The organism is Polynucleobacter sp. HIN9 (assembly GCF_030297635.1).
GTDB lineage: Bacteria > Pseudomonadota > Gammaproteobacteria > Burkholderiales > Burkholderiaceae > Polynucleobacter.
The window spans coordinates 752,485-768,881 of the sequence record NZ_AP028140.1 but is presented as its reverse complement, the minus strand read 5'-3'; the positions used below and the strand labels follow the sequence as shown (position 1 = coordinate 768,881).

Annotated in this window: 15 protein-coding genes; 5 read left to right on the top strand and 10 right to left on the bottom strand. The window is 50.1% G+C overall.

The features are described 5' to 3' along the window. Positions 1-22: 22 nt before the first annotated feature. Both QUE62_RS04030 and cysE read left to right on the top strand, forming a co-directional pair. The gene (locus tag QUE62_RS04030; RefSeq protein WP_286227340.1) at positions 23-778 is read left to right on the top strand and encodes an RNA methyltransferase; all 756 of its coding nucleotides are present in this window, start codon (positions 23-25) and stop codon (positions 776-778) included. Between the two features lie 23 nt (positions 779-801). Then, positions 802-1,560, top strand: coding sequence for a serine O-acetyltransferase (gene cysE, locus QUE62_RS04025; protein ID WP_286227339.1), 759 nt, complete (start codon positions 802-804; stop codon positions 1,558-1,560). A gap of 24 nt (positions 1,561-1,584) precedes the next feature. On the opposite strand, the gene QUE62_RS04020 is transcribed toward cysE, so the two are convergent. Next, positions 1,585-2,205 (bottom strand): FKBP-type peptidyl-prolyl cis-trans isomerase, encoded by a 621-nt coding sequence (locus tag QUE62_RS04020; protein WP_286224546.1) that lies wholly within the window; start codon positions 2,203-2,205, stop codon positions 1,585-1,587. Positions 2,206-2,237: 32 nt separating this feature from the next. Between QUE62_RS04020 and QUE62_RS04015 the strand changes: the two genes are divergently transcribed. Together QUE62_RS04015 and QUE62_RS04010 are read left to right on the top strand one after the other, a co-directional pair. After that, positions 2,238-3,533, top strand: a complete 1,296-nt coding sequence (locus QUE62_RS04015) for a cupin domain-containing protein (RefSeq protein WP_286262406.1) — start codon at positions 2,238-2,240, stop codon at positions 3,531-3,533. A gap of 157 nt (positions 3,534-3,690) precedes the next feature. Next, positions 3,691-3,924, top strand: a complete 234-nt coding sequence (locus QUE62_RS04010; RefSeq protein WP_108508288.1) for a hypothetical protein — start codon at positions 3,691-3,693, stop codon at positions 3,922-3,924. Positions 3,925-3,987: 63 nt separating this feature from the next. On the opposite strand, the gene bamC is transcribed toward QUE62_RS04010, so the two are convergent. The 9 genes from bamC to QUE62_RS03965 are packed head-to-tail and all read right to left on the bottom strand — an operon-like array spanning position 3,988 to position 15,377. Beyond that, the gene (bamC, locus tag QUE62_RS04005; protein ID WP_286227337.1) at positions 3,988-5,121 is read right to left on the bottom strand and encodes an outer membrane protein assembly factor BamC; all 1,134 of its coding nucleotides are present in this window, start codon (positions 5,119-5,121) and stop codon (positions 3,988-3,990) included. 15 nt (positions 5,122-5,136) lie between these two features. Next, positions 5,137-6,024: a 4-hydroxy-tetrahydrodipicolinate synthase gene (dapA, locus tag QUE62_RS04000; protein WP_286227336.1), complete on the bottom strand. Its 888-nt coding sequence runs from the start codon at positions 6,022-6,024 to the stop codon at positions 5,137-5,139. Between the two features lie 25 nt (positions 6,025-6,049). Further along, a complete protein-coding gene (locus tag QUE62_RS03995) occupies positions 6,050-6,637 on the bottom strand; it encodes a class I SAM-dependent methyltransferase (RefSeq protein WP_286227335.1) in 588 nt (195 codons plus the stop codon). Further along, complete coding sequence (locus tag QUE62_RS03990; RefSeq protein WP_108508285.1) at positions 6,634-7,836, bottom strand: tryptophan--tRNA ligase; 1,203 nt, start codon at positions 7,834-7,836, stop codon at positions 6,634-6,636. Before QUE62_RS03990 ends, QUE62_RS03995 begins: the two co-directional genes overlap by 4 nt. 19 nt (positions 7,837-7,855) lie before the next feature. Next, a complete protein-coding gene (locus tag QUE62_RS03985; protein WP_286226159.1) occupies positions 7,856-8,698 on the bottom strand; it encodes a 3',5'-nucleoside bisphosphate phosphatase in 843 nt (280 codons plus the stop codon). A gap of 15 nt (positions 8,699-8,713) precedes the next feature. After that, positions 8,714-9,817 (bottom strand): cell division protein ZapE, encoded by a 1,104-nt coding sequence (zapE, locus tag QUE62_RS03980; protein ID WP_286224541.1) that lies wholly within the window; start codon positions 9,815-9,817, stop codon positions 8,714-8,716. 1 nt (position 9,818) lies between these two features. Further along, positions 9,819-11,255, bottom strand: a complete 1,437-nt coding sequence (gene lpdA, locus QUE62_RS03975) for a dihydrolipoyl dehydrogenase (RefSeq protein ID WP_286224540.1) — start codon at positions 11,253-11,255, stop codon at positions 9,819-9,821. A 10-nt stretch (positions 11,256-11,265) separates the two neighbouring features. Further along, positions 11,266-12,471: a 2-oxoglutarate dehydrogenase complex dihydrolipoyllysine-residue succinyltransferase gene (odhB, locus tag QUE62_RS03970; RefSeq protein ID WP_286262404.1), complete on the bottom strand. Its 1,206-nt coding sequence runs from the start codon at positions 12,469-12,471 to the stop codon at positions 11,266-11,268. A gap of 50 nt (positions 12,472-12,521) precedes the next feature. After that, positions 12,522-15,377: a 2-oxoglutarate dehydrogenase E1 component gene (locus QUE62_RS03965; protein ID WP_286262402.1), complete on the bottom strand. Its 2,856-nt coding sequence runs from the start codon at positions 15,375-15,377 to the stop codon at positions 12,522-12,524. Between the two features lie 303 nt (positions 15,378-15,680). Here QUE62_RS03965 and QUE62_RS03960 point away from each other — a divergent pair, with 303 nt between their 5' ends. Further along, positions 15,681-16,361 carry a helix-turn-helix domain-containing protein gene (locus QUE62_RS03960; RefSeq protein WP_286224537.1) on the top strand — a complete coding sequence of 227 codons (681 nt, stop codon included), beginning with the start codon at positions 15,681-15,683 and terminating at the stop codon, positions 16,359-16,361. Positions 16,362-16,397 lie beyond the last annotated feature (36 nt).

Genomic DNA, 16,397 nt, shown 5'->3' with positions numbered 1-16,397 from the left:
AATATTCTAAACGAATTCATTCATGGCTCAGACTCCCTTTACTCAATACAGCGACCAGGTCCGCTGGATCATGGTGGAAACCAGTCATGCGGGTAATATTGGTTCAGCAGCGCGCGCCCTTAAAACCATGGGGTTTGATGCGCTTCATCTGGTGCGGCCCCGCGAACTGGCCATGCATACCCACCCCGATGCGATGGCATTAGCCAGTGGTGCTAGTGATGTATTGGCTCAGTCGAATACTCACGATATGCTCTCTTCCAGTATTCAAGGGTGTGCTGTGGTACTGGGCCTAACCAGTCGCGATCGAGAGTTTGGTCCGCCTCCACTATCTTGGGCAGATGGTCTGCATTTGCTCACCGATGCATTGCAATCGAACCGCTCGGTTGCATTGGTATTTGGTCCTGAGCGGACTGGGCTCGAGAACGAAGATCTTGCCTATTGCACGCATCGGGTCTTTTTACCCGCCAATCCCGCCTATCCCTCATTAAACCTGGCCCAGGCCATCATGGTCTGTGCGTTTGGCTTACGCCAAGCCCTTCTGAAAGATCCATCGCCATCGGTGGTAAATGAGGAGCTCTCAGAACTTGCAGATCCAGCAGCAGTTGCTGCCATGCTCGACCATTGGCAAGCGGGCTTAGAGGCGATTGGTTATTTGGACCCCAAAAATCCCAAGAAACTCATGCCGCGTCTGCAAGCGCTGTTTGCTAGAACTCGCTTACGCAAAGAGGAGATTGATCTCTTGCGTGGCATTGCCAAACAGATGCTCCTGAGAAAATAAGGCGCACGGATTACACTATCTCTATGTTGAGTTCTCTATTGGAAGATGTAGACGCCATTATTGCGCGCGATCCTGCTGCCCGACACCGGTTAGAGGTAATTACCTGCTATCCAGGTTTACATGCGATTTGGCTGCATCGTCTCAATCATGCCCTATGGAATCTCGGTCTTAAATGGCCTGCCCGCTTTCTGGCGTCGCTCGCGCGTTTTTTGACCAATATTGAGATTCATCCGGGCGCACAGATCGGGCGTCGGGTATTTTTAGATCATGGCCTTGGGATTGTGATTGGCGAGACCGCAGAGATTGGTGATGACACCACGATTTATCAAGGGGTGACCTTGGGAGGTACCTCGCTCTACAAAGGGGTCAAACGCCATCCCACACTTGGCAAAGGCGTGGTTGTGAGTGCGGGCGCCAAGGTCTTGGGTGGATTTACTGTGGGTGATGGTGCTCGAATTGGATCCAATGCAGTGGTCCTCAAAGAGATTCCTGCGGGCGCAACGGCAGTCGGTGTGCCAGCCCGCATCCTGCATCCCGATCTACCCAAACATGCAAGCGATGCCAGTAAAGCGAGTTTCTCGGCCTATGGCATTACACCGAATGCAGATGACCCTGTTTCGTTGGCATTGAAAAGTTTGATCGACGCTACCATCGAACAAGAACATAAGATCAAAGCCCTTGAAGAGGCTCTGGCGAAGTTAGGTGGAAAAGCTAGCGACACGCAAGCGCATGAGGAAACTCAGCGTGAGCTCGATGCCATCAAAAATCTTCTAAGAGAATAAAGCGCTTCTTTGGGGGTGTACCCATTAATGCAGGGTTCGTGGACCTTGGTCGCGTTGCCCCGTTGCTGATAAATCAAGATCATCCAGATCATCATCTGCTAGGTCCATCCCAAAGCCGTCTTCACTTTGTGGATGCTGATTGGCAATCTCATCTTCCGTAGCCTGACGAACATCCTCAACCTGCAACCAGAACCGCAGCGCCATTCCAGCAAGTGGATGATTACCATCGAGTACGACTTGTTGATCAGCCAGGTCGGTCACGGTATAGATCAACGTATCTGATTCTTGATCATCCTCATCATCGTCGATCTCGTCCACATCGGCAGCCTCGATCTCTTCAGGACTTTGCTCTTCAGGTACGCCCTCAAACTGCATACCGATCTCTAGCGGCTCGGGAAAGCGCTCACGCGGTTCTATTTTGAGAAGATTGGGATCGTATTCTCCAAAGGCATCATGAGGTTCAAGTTGAACCGTGGTCTCAAAGCCAATATCCTTGCCATCCAATACACTCTCAATTTTTGGGAAGGTTCCTGCGTATCCCCCGTGCAGATAAACCATCGGGGTATCGGGTTCTTCGATAATATTGTTTTGAGCATCGCTAAGTTTGTAACGAAGAGATACGATGGTATTTTTTTCAATCTTCATAGCGATGTGTTTCCTTAATGAGGCCATTTTACTTGACTAAGACTCGCGCTCGCTACGAACCCCCCAAAGCCCCAGCCACACTGCCGCTTGATCGGCCGTGGCCGCTTTTGGGCAATCTGAGCCCCCAAACATTTATGCAACGGTATTGGCATAAATGCCCACTCCTGGTCCGCCAAGCCATTCCCGCCTTTGCACTGAGCAAAGAGGCTGGCTTGCCTCTATTAAGCCCAATCCCAGATAAAACCCTGTTTGGATACGCATGCGATGGCCTTAGCGAGGCGCGTTTGGTTGAAGCCAAACCTTGGCGACTGCAACATGGCCCTTTTCGGAAAAAAGAGATTCCTTCAAGCAGCGCTCGAGATTGGACGCTATTGATCCAAGGGATGGAGGCACGGCATCCGACTGCTGCCCATGTTCTATCCTGGTTTCGGTTTATCCCAGATGCACGCCTCGATGACCTAATGATTAGCATCGCGGGTATTGGGGGTGGCGTAGGGCCGCATGTCGACTCCTACGATGTATTTTTAATCCAGATGGAAGGTCGACGCCGCTGGAGGATTTCTGGGCAGACTGATCTGAGCTTGCGCCCTGATTTACCACTCAAGATCCTTGCACGTTTTAAGCCGGAGCAAGAATGGGTCTTAGAACCCGGTGATTTACTCTATCTGCCGCCCAATATTGCCCACGAGGGAGTGGCGCTCGATGCGGGCTGCCAAACCTGGTCGGTGGGCTTTCGGTCACCTTCGTACCGTGAGCTCATTAGTGAAGGTTTATGGCGTCTTGCTGAATCCCTAGAGTCCGATCCTTCCCTTGGGGCGATTTATGCAGATCCTAAGCAGAAAGCTTCCTCTGATCCTGCGCGTCTACCCGCACAACTCGAAGATGAAATCCGCCAACACATTGCAGCCCTGGACCTAAATCAGTCCCCAGTGTTGATTAATGGCATTACTGCTTACCTGAGCGAGCCAAAACCGCAAGCGATCTTTACTTCACCCGACCCCGTCTTGAGTCCCAGCGCACTTCGAGCCGGTCTTCAGAAAATGGCCTTGGTACCTCACCCCCAAACCCGCCTATTGATCCGAGGTGAGACCGTTTTTTGCAATGGGGATGCAGTGACTGATGGGCAGGATCTTGCCACCATCAAAGCATGGCAAATACTAGCGCAGCAGCATTTCCTCACCCAAGGGCGAATACAAAAATCCAGTAAAAATAAGGGTTTATCAAGAGCGAATTCGAAGAAGATCGATCGGGAATTGAGTCTCCCGTCTTTAACGAAAAATAACTCGCTGTATGAAGCCTATTCTGACGGTTGGCTCTTGCTTGAGTAGGCAGCAATTTAGCCCAATGGCGTTGAGCAAATGATGGTGCAATTGCTATAATTATTAGTGGATCTGAGTTGTATTGCATCCGCAATATGCACTCAAGGTCTTACAACAATTACCGGTAATTGATGTAAATCGTCTTAAATTTAAAGGAAATAAATCAATGAAGAAGTCACTCCTCTTGGCCGCAATGTTGGCCGTTGCTTTGTCTGCTTGCGGTAAGAAAGAAGAAGCTAAGCCAGCTGCTGCTCCAGCCGCTCCTGCTGCTGCTCCTGCCGCTGATGCAAAACCAGCTGACGGCGCTGCTCCAGCTGCTGCACCTGCCGGCGCTGCTCCAGCCGCTCCTGCTGCTGCTCCTGCTGCTCCAGCTGCACCTGCTGCTCCAGCCAAGAAGTAATTCTGAAGCTGTATGAAGAAAGGCGCTCATTGAGCGCCTTTTTTCTTTGGAAGAGTGCTGTGATTATTTAATGAGCTGTCGATCTAGCGTGGTGAGTAACTGATTGCCAGTGGCGGTGTTCTCAGGCTTACCTTCGGAGTCTTGCACCAAAATCACGACTTGATTCTCGCCTCGTGCTTGAACCACGACGCGATAGAGTTTTGCTTTCTTATCTGAATCATTGCTTCTACCAAAGGTACGGCCAAACCAACTGCGTCCATCACCCAAATCTTTTGGATTGACGTAACGTACAAAGTAAATCCCCCGTGAGCGATCGCGGTCTTCCACCGTAAAGTTAGAGCGATCTAAGGCAAGGCCAACATCGCGCCAAGCACGATCAAAGCTGGAGCTCATTTCGATACGGGTAGCGGGCCCCTCTTCCACCAACTTTGCTCTTGGGGTCTTGGGAGCCGTCGCAGTTGCCGCAACTTGGGCCCTCGCCTGGTCTTGGGTCATACCAAGACGCTCCATCAAGCGTGTCAAGAAAATGGCTTCCAACTCAGGGTCGGTTGGTCGCACAGTCCATTGGGTGGTAATCATGGCGCCTGAGCTATCTTTTACTGGAGTCTCGATTGCCCCTTTGTGAGTAATGTAGATCTCAGTGACATCGGGTTTTTGCACCTCAAGACGAGTTCTGTATTTATCCCGCTCCCCAGAATCATAAGCAGAATCCAACACACGCCCTAAGGTTCTTCGAATAATATCTTGCGGAATCTTGGCACGATTTTCTGCCCAGTCGGTTTCCATAATCCCAGTTGATGGTGAATCAATTACTAGTAAGAAACCATTCTCTTGCCAAAAATCTTTTACTTGAGGGTAAAGCTCAGTTGCAGACTTATCGACCACCAACCAACGCCGATCCCCGTCACGCTCAATCTTCATCCCCGGAATACCGGTCAACACATTCGAGCGCGTTTGAGAGGACTTCTTGACCGCCTGGTTGTACTCCGACATGGTCGCCGTGCCATCCTGTACTACATAGCGACGATCCGCTTGAGCCGTGATTAAATCCGGGGGTAATGCCAGATTGGGGCCGCGTACATCTCCGGATTTTTTGTAGTCCACCTTATCACTGGCGGTCATACTGCTAAAGCTACTGCATGCAGTAAGCGTAACAATTGCACAGGTCAACGAGATGGTGTGAAGAACTGAACGCATTCGATCCTAAAGAAATTACAGCAAGCCGGCTTGGCCTAGTGCCTGACGCAATGGCTCACGCAATGGCTCGCTAAGTGGCGTCAATGGTAACCGAATTCCGGCTGGAATCTTACCCATCTGATGCAAGGCCCATTTCACGGGTATGGGATTAGCCTCGATAAACATCATCTTGTGAACTGCCAACAATTGATACTGAATCTCTCGCGCGCGCTTGGCATCCCCTGCGATCGCTGCTTTGCAGAGTTCGCTCATCAAACGAGGTGCCACATTGGCAGTGACCGAGATATTGCCATGCCCACCCATCAGCATTAAGAATATCGCGGTTAGATCATCCCCAGAATAAACCGCAAACTGGTTCAGTTGTTTACTTTTAAGCTCGGCCAGTAGGAGGGAGCCGCGCTCTAGATTACCTGTCGCATCTTTAATCCCAATCACGCCCGGCACTTGTGCCAACCGTACGGTGGTCTCGTTGGCAAGATCAGCGACCGTGCGTCCAGGAACGTTATACAAAATGACCGGCAGATCGACGCGCTCGGCGATCGTTTTAAAGTGGGCGTACATTCCCTCTTGCGTAGGCTTGTTGTAATACGGCACCACTTGCAAGCTAGCATCCGCACCCACCTTCTTTGCGAATTCGGTTAATTCAATCGCTTCTCGGGTGGAATTGCCGCCAGTTCCAGCAATGACTGCGATACGCCCATTGATATGTTCAACAGTAATCCGGATCAACTCACAGTGTTCTTCAACCGAGACCGTAGGTGACTCACCACTGGTGCCAACGATCACAATCGCATCGGTACCCTCGCTCACATGCCAGTCGAGCAAGGAGCGCAATGCGGGGTAATCAAGACTACCGTCTTCGTGCATTGGGGTTGCAATTGCAACCATACTTCCGGTCATCATGGCTGATTTCATAGGGCTTTATGGATTAAGCGACTGTCGCATTGAATTGTAACGGATGGCGTATTTTGGGCAGTCCCCGACTAGCGCATAGGCTTTGAACCATGGCTGGCTTGGGCATCTCACGATAGCCATCCTGATAGGCGACCACATGCAGATCATGTCGCCTGGCGAGATCCAATAATTCGCCATGCTGGAGTAAAAAGTTTGGGTTTGAGGGTTTGCCAAATTCTTCATTACCAATTGCAAAGGTCTCATAAAGCAAGATGCCGCCCTCTTCCAAAAGATGTGGCAATTGATCCAAGTAAGGACGGAAGAGATAGTTACTTACCACGATGGCATTCCATTTACCAAACTCGGATTCGGGCAAAGGCCATGCCTCCCCTTCAAGATCCATTGGCTGGGTCATTACAAAATCATGTCGAATACGCGCTAGAGACTCCTGATCACGATCAACTGCGAACACCATGAAGCCACGATTGGCGAGGAAGATCGCATGACGTCCGCCACCACAGGCAAGATCCAAGACCTTACCCCCAGGAACAATCAGGTCAGCGTACTGAGCAATCCAAGGGGAAGCAGTTTCTAGAGTGGCGTGCACGTGATTCGTGATCAATCAACGTCTAGTCCCATGGCCTCACGCACATCCCGCATGGTTTCTTGGGCAACCTTACGCGCCTTGTCCGAACCATCGGCAATGATGGAGCGCAATAGGCTAGGATCGTCTAGATATTGCTGTGCTCGTTCAAACATGGGTTGTTGCTCTCGCAAAATGGCATCAATCACGGGTTGTTTACAGTCTAGGCAGCCAATGCTTGCGGATTGACAGCCCTTCTGAGCCCAGTCTTTCGTCGTTTGGTCCGAATACACCTGATGAAACTGCCATAGGGGGCAATTGGCTGGGTTACCGGGGTCAGTGCGTCTTACCCTAGCAGGATCAGTTGGCATGGTCCGCACCAAGCGGATCACCTCCTCAGGCGCCTCCCGAATGGCAATCGTATTGGCGTAGGACTTCGACATCTTTTGCCCATCAAGACCTGGCATCCGCGCCGCCTCCGTTAACAAAGCCTGGGGCTCGACCAAAATGATCTTGCGCGCACCCTCGAGGTATCCAAATAAACGCTCACGGTCACCCATCGAAAGACTTTGCGCCTCTTGCAAGAGCGCTTGGGCTTGCATGAGTGCCTCATCTTCACCTCGCTCCTGATAGGCATTACGCAGCTCTAGGTAGAGTTTGGCGCGCTTGCTGCCTAATTTCTTGACCGCCTCAAGGGCTTTCTCTTCAAAGCCTGGTTCTCGACCATACAAATGGTTAAAGCGCCGCGCGACTTCACGGGTCATCTCCACATGAGGAACTTGATCCTCGCCCACTGGAACGTAGAGTGCTCGATAGATCAAGATATCAGCTGCTTGCAGCAAGGGATAGCCCAGAAAGCCATAGGTCTGTAAATCTTTTTCTTTGAGTTTCTCGATCTGGTCTTTGTAGGTGGGCACCCGTTCTAACCAGCCCAAGGGTGTGCCCATCGCTAGCAGTAGAAATAACTCTGAATGCTCTGGGACCCGACTCTGAATAAATAATGTGGCTTGATTGGGATCTACGCCCGCTGCTAACCAATCGATCACCATCTCCCAGACCGACTCCTGAATCACCTCGGGGGTCTCATAATGGGTTGTCAATGCGTGCCAATCAGCGACAAAGAAGAAACAGGGGTATTCAGCCTGAAGGCGAACCCAATTTTTAAGGACGCCATGGTAATGACCTAAATGCAAGGCGCCCGTGGGACGCATGCCGGATAAAACGCGTTCTGCAAACATAAAGTGGATTGTCGCTTATTTAATGAAAGGCCGACCAAATGGGCTTGAGGTGCTCAGGAAGATGAGGAAGATTCCCCAAATCAATATCGCTCTCCTGTGGATCATGAAAATCAGAGCCACGTGAGGCCATAAAGCCATAGCGCTCGGCAACCTTCGCATAGGTTTGGTATTGATTGGGGCTATGGCTACCGGTCACCACTTCAATACCAGCGCCCCCAAGATCCTTAAAGCGGGCATAGAGCTCATCCATTTGCATCGCATTTAGGCGATAGCGACCGGGGTGTGCAATAACCGCTTCGCCACCAGCACCCCTAATCCACTCGACCGCCTGATCCAAGCTTGCCCAACGATGCGAGACATAACCGGGTTTACCGGCGACTAGGTATTTTCTGAATACCTCATCCATATCACGACAGACATTTTGCTCTACCAAAAAGCGTGCAAAGTGGGTGCGGGCAATAAGCTCTGGGTTGCCTGCAAACTTGAGGGCGCCCTCATAGCTATTTTCAATCCCAATTTGCGCAAGTTGGGCTGCCATTTGACGAGCTCGCTCTTCTCGACCATCGCGCGTAGCACGCAAGCCCTCCTGCAAGATTGAATTACTGGCATCAAATCCCAAGCCAACAATATGGACGGTTTGCCCCATCCAACTAATGGAGATCTCGACTCCCGATAAATAGTCCATACCCAAATTAAGAGCGGCTTGACGCGCACGCTCCTGACCACCCAGGACATCATGATCGGTCAATGACCACAGGTGAACCCCATTTTGATGGGCACGCAAGGCCAATTCCTCTGGCGTTAAAGTGCCATCGGAGACCACCGAGTGGCAATGCAAATCGGCATTAATAGGAATTGGCATACTCATGACCCTATTTTAGGTCAGTTGAGCATTAATCAGGCGACGCGGTGCCTCAATGTATTCCCGAGACTGCATCTCCATTAAACGCGATACGGTTCGGGCAAATTCACTGGCAACCTGCCCCTCGGTGTAGAGCTGATCGGGGGGCACCTCAGCAGACATAATTAATTTCACCCGATGGTCATACAGCACATCAATCAACCAAATAAAGCGTCTGGCCTCATTAGTTAAACGCGGGGGCATATACGGCACCTCAGAGACCATCACCGTGTGAAACGTATTGGCAATCTCCAGATAATCATTTTGAGACCGCGGGCCCGCGCAGAGGGTTTGGAAGTCAAACCAAACGACGCCTTCAGCCAAATGCAAAGCTCGGATCTCGCGGGACTCAATTTTGAGGGTGCGGTTGGTGGCCTCGATTTGTTTGCCGATTAGCTCATGAAAATAATCTTCCATCTGCCGATGGGTTGTTTCATTTAAAGGGGTTAAGTAAGCCTGAATCCGCGTCATCTGAATTTGTCGGTAATCACTGCCTGCATCGACATTCAAGATATCCAGTTTTTCCTCCAAGAGCTTAATGGCGGGTAATAGTCGATCACGGTGCAGACCATTGGGATAGAGCTGATCCGGTCGATAGTTGGAGGTCATGATGAACTGCACTCGATCAATGAATAAAGCCTTTAAGAGACGATACATGATCATGGCATCGGCAATATCGTTAATATGAAACTCATCAAAGCAAATTAAGCGATATCGATCGGAGATGCGTTTGGCTAACTCATCGAGAGGATCGGCTAATCCTGAAAGCTCATGAAGTTCACGGTGCACTTCGCGCATGAACTCATGAAAATGAATCCGGATTTTCTTTTGAACGGGAGATGCCTCGTAGAAACAATCCATCAAAAAGGATTTACCGCGGCCCACCCCGCCCCATAAGTAAACCCCACGAGGTAACTCGGGGTGAAAGAGTTTTTTGGTGAGCGCGTTACTCCGAATCTCTTTATAAGCGACCCACTGATCTTCGCATTGCTGCAACCGAGCAATGGCTCGCTCCTGCGCAGGATCTGGCTGATAACCGCGCGCTTTACACTCTTGGTAGTAAAAGTCAGCGACTTTCAACTTACATATTGAGTGCGCGTTGATCCGTTGCTAAAGCTGCTTCGCGCATAACCTCCGATAAGCTAGGATGTGGATGGCAAACACGAGCAATGTCTTCAGCGGCCGCTTTAAACTCCATCGCAAGCGCGGCTTCTGCAATCAGATCCGAAGCATTGGGGCCAATAATATGTACCCCCAGAACCTCATCCGTTTTGGCATCCGCTAGGATTTTGACGAAGCCATCAGCACGATCCATCCCAAGTGCACGGCCATTGGCCATGAACGGGAACTGGCCCGCCTTATAGGGACGTCCTTCGGCTTTGAGTTGTTGCTCAGTTTTACCAACCCATGCAATCTCTGGGTCGGTGTAAATCACCCATGGAATACAGTTGTAATCAATATGTGGTTTTTGACCAGCCAGCAACTCGGCCACAAGCACCCCTTCATCCTCGGCCTTATGAGCAAGCATTGGTCCACGGACCACGTCACCAATCGCATAGACCCCAGGTGCTGTAGTAGCACAGGTATGGTCATTGATGGGGATAAATCCCCGCTCATCCGTTTTGACCTGGATGGCCTCTAGATTGAGTCCTTCAGTATTGGGCACACGGCCGACTGAAACAATCAAGCGATCGCATTCCAGTTTTTGGGGTTTACCTGTGCTGTCCTGATAGGAAACCACCACGCCCTTCTTGTCGGCCTTCACGCCATCAATCTTGACGCCCATATGAATATCAAGACCTTGCTTAGTGAAAATCTTTTTAGCTTCTTTTGCAATTCCGTCATCACAAGCGCCCAAGAAGCTTGGCAAGGCTTCGAGGACCGTGACCTGGGAGCCAACGCGGCGCCACACTGAACCAAGCTCAAGACCAATCACACCAGCGCCAATCACGCCCAAGCGTTTGGGTAGAGAGTCAAATTTAAGCGCACCCTCGTTATCGCAAACCAGTACGTTATCCACTGGGATGTTGGGAAGATGTCTGGCCTTTGAGCCCGTCGCAATAATGACATTCTTAGCGCTAATGGTTCCGGCGTCTTTACCAGTAATCTTAATTTGATAACCATCTGCGGTTTTACCAACAAAGGAAGCGTGCCCTTTGATACTGGTGACTTTATTTTTGCGAAACAGAAAACTAATGCCGCCGGTCATTTTGTTGACGATCTCATCCTTGCGGGCCAGCATTTTTTTGATATCAATGCTCACGCTACCCACTTGGATACCGTGATTAGCCACATGATGGCCAATCTTCTCAAACTCTTCAGAGGATGCTAACAAGGCTTTCGAAGGAATACAGCCTACGTTCAAACAAGTGCCACCCAGTCGAGGCTCCCCTTTGGGATCTGCGTATGGGTTCGACTCTGCACACGCCACCTTAAAACCCAACTGCGCAGCCCGAATCGCCGCGATGTAACCACCGGGGCCAGCTCCAATTACTAGCACATCAAATACTTGGCTCATGGTTTACTCCTTACAGATCAAGTAGTAAACGAGCTGGGTCTTCTAATAGCTCCTTCATTGCCACTAGACCGAGAACTGCCTCGCGACCATCAATAATCCGATGGTCATACGAGAGGGCCAGATAGTTAATCGGACGAATCACAATTTGTCCGTCCTCCACTACCGCACGCTCCTTGGTGGCGTGGATTCCGAGAATAGCCGATTGTGGTGGATTAATAATGGGGGTTGAGAGCATCGAACCAAATACGCCGCCATTGGAGATAGAGAAAGTTCCACCGGTAAGCTCTTCAATGCTTAACTTACCCTCGCGCGCTTTATTGCCATACTCCGCAATTTGCTTTTCAATCTCAGCTAAGGTCATTTGATCAACATTACGCAAGATGGGCACCACGAGACCTCGTGGCGAGCTTACCGCAATGCCAATATCAAAGTAACCGTGGTAGACGATGTCATTGCCATCAACCGATGCATTCAGAATCGGGTACTTCTTCAACGCATAGGTAGCAGCTTTCACAAAGAAAGACATAAACCCTAACTTCACACCATGAGTTTTTTCAAAGACGTCTTTGTAGCGGGAGCGCATGGCAATCACAGGAGCCATATTGACCTCATTGAAGGTGGTCAAGATCGCATTATTGGCTTGCGATTCGAGGAGGCGCTCGGCAATGCGCGCACGCAGACGAGTCATCGGCACTCGCTCTTCAGTCCGCTCGCCTAATGAGACACTCGACATCGGCAATGGTGCAGCACTCGTTGCGGGCTTAGCACCGCCTGCGATCACATTTTGTACATCACCCTTCGTTACACGACCATCACGACCGGTACCAGCAACTTGATTGGCCGTTAGATTATTTTCAGCCATGAGTTTGGCTGCAGAGGGTGCCGCGATTGAGCCCTTGTCTGCAGAAGCTGCAGCGGCTGGGGCTTTAGCGGGAGCTGCTGCTGTGGCTGGTGCGGGTGCTGCAGTCGCCCTGCCTTCGCTATCAATCTTGGCGATCACCTGATCTGCCACCACGGTTCCACCATCGGCAACCAAAATCTCAGCCATCACGCCTACGGATGGGGCAGGGACTTCGAGCACCACCTTGTCAGTTTCGATCTCAATCAAGATCTCGTCTTGGGCTACGGCATCGCCCGGTTTTTTCTTCCACTGCAAGAGAGTTGCTTCAGCAACAGATTCAGAGAGTTGTGGAACCTTTACGTCAAATAAAGCCATGATATGTCCTATGAATAAGTTAGATTAAATCGCTGTTCTGTACGTACCACCTATTTGGTGGCCACAAACCCTTTGAGCTTGGCAAACGCTGCAGTGAGTAATGCCTTTTGCTGACTCTGGTGTAAATGGGCATAACCAACCGCTGGAGAGGCCGATGCGGGTCGACCGGCGTAACCAAGGCGCATACCCTCACCCATGTTCTCGAGCAAGTTGTGTTGCACAAAGAACCAGGCTCCCTGATTTTGTGGCTCGTCTTGACACCACACCAGCTCAGTAAGATTGGGGTAAGACTTGATGATATTTGCAACCGCCTTATGGGGGAATGGATACAGCTGCTCAATGCGAACAATCGCCACGTTATCAATCTTCTTATCGGTGCGCTGCTTGACCAAGTCGTAATAAACCTTACCCGAACAAACGATCAAACGCTCCACCTTTTTGGGATCGAGCGAATCGTCTTGCTCTGGAATCACTGTCTGAAACTCACCTTTGGTGAACTCAATGAGCGGTGAGGCAGCATCTTTATGACGCAGTAAGGATTTAGGCGTCATGATGATCAGTGGCTTTCTAAATTGCCGAATCATCTGACGACGCAAGAGGTGGAAGATTTGCGATGCGGTCGTGGGTTGAACCACTTGCATATTGGTATCAGCGCACAACTGCATAAAGCGCTCCAGACGCGCCGAGGAGTGCTCTGGGCCCTGACCTTCGTAACCATGTGGCAACATCATCACCAAGCCGTTCACTCGACCCCATTTCACCTCACCAGAAGCAATGAACTGATCGATAACCACCTGGGCGCCATTCACAAAGTCACCGAACTGGGCTTCCCAGATCGTGAGTGTATTGGGCTCAGCTGCTGCATAACCGTACTCAAAGCCTAACACCGCCTCTTCAGAGAGGATGGAATCAATGACTGTAAAGGGTGCCTGGTCCTTACTGACATGTTGCAAGGGGATATACGTGCCGGTATCCCACTTCTCGCGATTTTGATCATGCAATACGGAATGACGATGGCTAAAGGTACCGCGACCGCTGTCTTCACCCGATAAACGAATTGGATAACCACTCGCAAGCAAAGAAGCAAAGGCCATCGCCTCGCCCATCCCCCAGTCCACATTGATTTCACCGCGACCCATCGCAGCTCGGTCTGCATAGACCTTTTGAACCAAGGGGTGCGCCTTAAAGTCTTCAGGAATGGTGGAGAGTTTTTCAGCTAAGCGCTTCCACTCGGTGAGTGGAATAGCAGTATCTGCTTGATCAGTCCACTTCTTATTTAAGAACGGTGACCAATCAACCGCAAACTTTCCTTTGAAATTGCTCAATACTGGATCAAGCGTTTGCTTGCCCGCATCCATTGCGGCACGATAGGCTTTCACCATCTCGTCACCAGCTCCAGGAGCAATCACACCTTGCGCTTCAAGCCGGTCTGCATACAACTTACGCGTTCCAGGATGCTTCGCAATAATGCTGTACATCAGGGGCTGGGTCATCGCTGGCGTATCTTGCTCATTGTGGCCTAATTTACGGAAGCAAATAATGTCGACCGCTACGTCTTTCCTAAACTGGGTTCTAAACTCAAGCGCAAGTTGAGTCGCCAATACCACCGCCTCCGGATCATCACCATTGACATGCAATACCGGTGCGTCAATTGTTTTCATGATGTCGGTGCAATACAGACTCGAGCGTAAATCACGCGGGTCGGAGGTTGTAAAACCAATTTGGTTATTAATCACGATATGCACCGTGCCGCCCGTGGAATAACCGCGCACTTCCGATAGGGCTAAAGTCTCTTGCATCACACCCTGACCTGCAATCGCAGCGTCGCCATGAACCAGGACCGGCAAAACTTGACTGCCGGAGAGATCATTGCGGCGCTCCATTCGTGCACGGGCTGAACCCTCTACCACAGGGTTCACAATTTCTAAGTGGGATGGATTAAAGGCGAGCGATAGATGCACTGGACCGCCAGGGGTCGAGATATCGCTTGAGAATCCTTGGTGATACTTCACATCACCTGCTGGCAAATCCTCCGGAGCCGTGTGATCGAATTCAGCGAAGAGATCTTTGGGAGATTTACCTAGAACGTTGACCAGCACATTTAAGCGGCCACGATGGGCCATACCGATCACTATCTCTTGCACACCTCGTTTCCCTGCCCCTTGAATCAACTCATCCATGGAGGGAATAAAACTGTCACCACCCTCGAGTGAGAAACGCTTTTGACCTACATACTTTGCTTGTAGATAACGCTCCAGTCCCTCAGCAGCAGTTAAGCGATCCAAGATCTGACGACGTTGCTCATTGGTGAACTTTGGCGTTGAGCGGATCGACTCTAATTTCTCTTGCCACCATTTTTTGATCTTTTGATCCGCGATGTACATAAACTCAGCACCCAAAGTGCCGCAATAGGTCTCACGCAAGGCTTGCAGCAAATCGCGCAAGGTCATTTGGTTTTTACCAAAGAAGGTATTGCTGGTATTGAAGACGATATCCATATCGCCATCGGTAAATCCATAAAACGATGGATTGAGTTCCGGAATATCGGGGCGCTCGGTGCGCTTTAGGGGATCTAAATTTGCCCAGCGATTACCGACGTTACGATAAGCAGCAATGAGCTGCTGAACTGCCACCCGTTTACGACCCATCTCGGAATCGGCTGAATCCTGAATGGTTTTGATGGGGCCCTGCTTAGCGCGTTCGGCAAATGACGCCACGATTGGGGCGTGCGCAATATCGCGTCCATTGGAACCATCAACGGCTGGAACTTGAACGACATTATCAAAGTAATCGCGCCAATGCTGCGCTACGGATGTGGGATCTAATAAATATGACTCGTAGAGTTCTTCTACGTAGGGGGCATTACCCCCGAAGAGGTATGAGGAACCTCTATAGGACTGCATCATGATGCTCACCTTTCATCGGGTAACCCGAAAAAAACTGTGGTTTTAACCATCCGCGACACGGCTTGACCGATTAGCAGAACGCAAAGCAAATGCCTTATGTTTCGTAAGGATAGCATGGCTTAGAGGAAAAAACACCCCAAGATCAATGAATTAGTGAAAGTCCTAGGGGATTACTCACTAGGTAACTTACCTATCCCTACCCCTTTATAGGAAATTTCCTACCCACATTTCATCCCTGCCTGACAGATCTCTATCGAATTGATTTTTATGCTCTTTCTATCCCAATTTACAAAAGGAGAAAGCATGAAACCCATTAATCTGAATCAGCCCTACTTGAGCACTCGACAGAGTGCCAAGGTTCTACAGGTCTCGTTAGGAACCGTTCAAAAAATGGTGGAGCTTGGTGAATTAACAGCCTGGAAAACTCGGGGTGGGCACCGCCGTATTCTCACGAGCTCACTCAATCAGCAGCTACGCCGCCGAAAAGTAGGAATGCAGCAGCGCGCTAAACATCATCAACATATCGCCCTGGGGGTCTTTAAGCGTCAAGAGAATCTTGATGAAATGCAAAAAGCGATTCAAAAGTGGGGCATCCCCTTTCAATTAATCCATTCCCTCGATAGTCTTGAGGGCCTGATGCAGGCCGTGTCGCATTATCCCGATGTAATTTATTTAGATTCTTTAATCCCGCCAGTCGAACAATTGCATTTAATTCATTATCTGAGTAAGAATATTCAGACACGTCGCATTCCCCTATTGGTGGACGAAGCCTTTGTACAACTTCATCCTGGCGTATTAGAAATGGCCAAAGAGAATGGAGTTCATTTAAAACCGCAAACGAGCGATACGGAAGCACTTAGCCAGGAACTCAATGCCTTACCTGAAAAGACGAATGTCATGACCTATAGTGCGAGTAGCGATAAAGAGCCCTATCAGGAATTAGAGAAATTATTTATCGAAGCAGTCAATACCGTGTTTGAGTAAAGAAAAAGCCAGTTCAATGAACTGGCTTTTTAGTGC

Excerpts from the sequence above, each read along its gene's own strand:
- QUE62_RS03985 (WP_286226159.1), bottom strand. The coding sequence starts at position 8,698 with ATGCCAATTCCTATTAATGCCGATTTGCATTGCCACTCGGTGGTCTCC.
- QUE62_RS03990 (WP_108508285.1), bottom strand. The coding sequence starts at position 7,836 with ATGTTTGCAGAACGCGTTTTATCCGGCATGCGTCCCACGGGCGCCTTG.
- QUE62_RS04030 (WP_286227340.1), top strand. The coding sequence starts at position 23 with ATGGCTCAGACTCCCTTTACTCAATACAGCGACCAGGTCCGCTGGATC.
- odhB (WP_286262404.1), bottom strand. The coding sequence starts at position 12,471 with ATGGCTTTATTTGACGTAAAGGTTCCACAACTCTCTGAATCTGTTGCT.
- QUE62_RS04020 (WP_286224546.1), bottom strand. The coding sequence starts at position 2,205 with ATGAAGATTGAAAAAAATACCATCGTATCTCTTCGTTACAAACTTAGC.
- QUE62_RS04010 (WP_108508288.1), top strand. The coding sequence starts at position 3,691 with ATGAAGAAGTCACTCCTCTTGGCCGCAATGTTGGCCGTTGCTTTGTCT.
- dapA (WP_286227336.1), bottom strand. The coding sequence starts at position 6,024 with ATGATGACCGGAAGTATGGTTGCAATTGCAACCCCAATGCACGAAGAC.
- QUE62_RS03960 (WP_286224537.1), top strand. The coding sequence starts at position 15,681 with ATGAAACCCATTAATCTGAATCAGCCCTACTTGAGCACTCGACAGAGT.
- bamC (WP_286227337.1), bottom strand. The coding sequence starts at position 5,121 with ATGCGTTCAGTTCTTCACACCATCTCGTTGACCTGTGCAATTGTTACG.
- lpdA (WP_286224540.1), bottom strand. The coding sequence starts at position 11,255 with ATGAGCCAAGTATTTGATGTGCTAGTAATTGGAGCTGGCCCCGGTGGT.
- QUE62_RS03965 (WP_286262402.1), bottom strand. The coding sequence starts at position 15,377 with ATGATGCAGTCCTATAGAGGTTCCTCATACCTCTTCGGGGGTAATGCC.
- cysE (WP_286227339.1), top strand. The coding sequence starts at position 802 with ATGTTGAGTTCTCTATTGGAAGATGTAGACGCCATTATTGCGCGCGAT.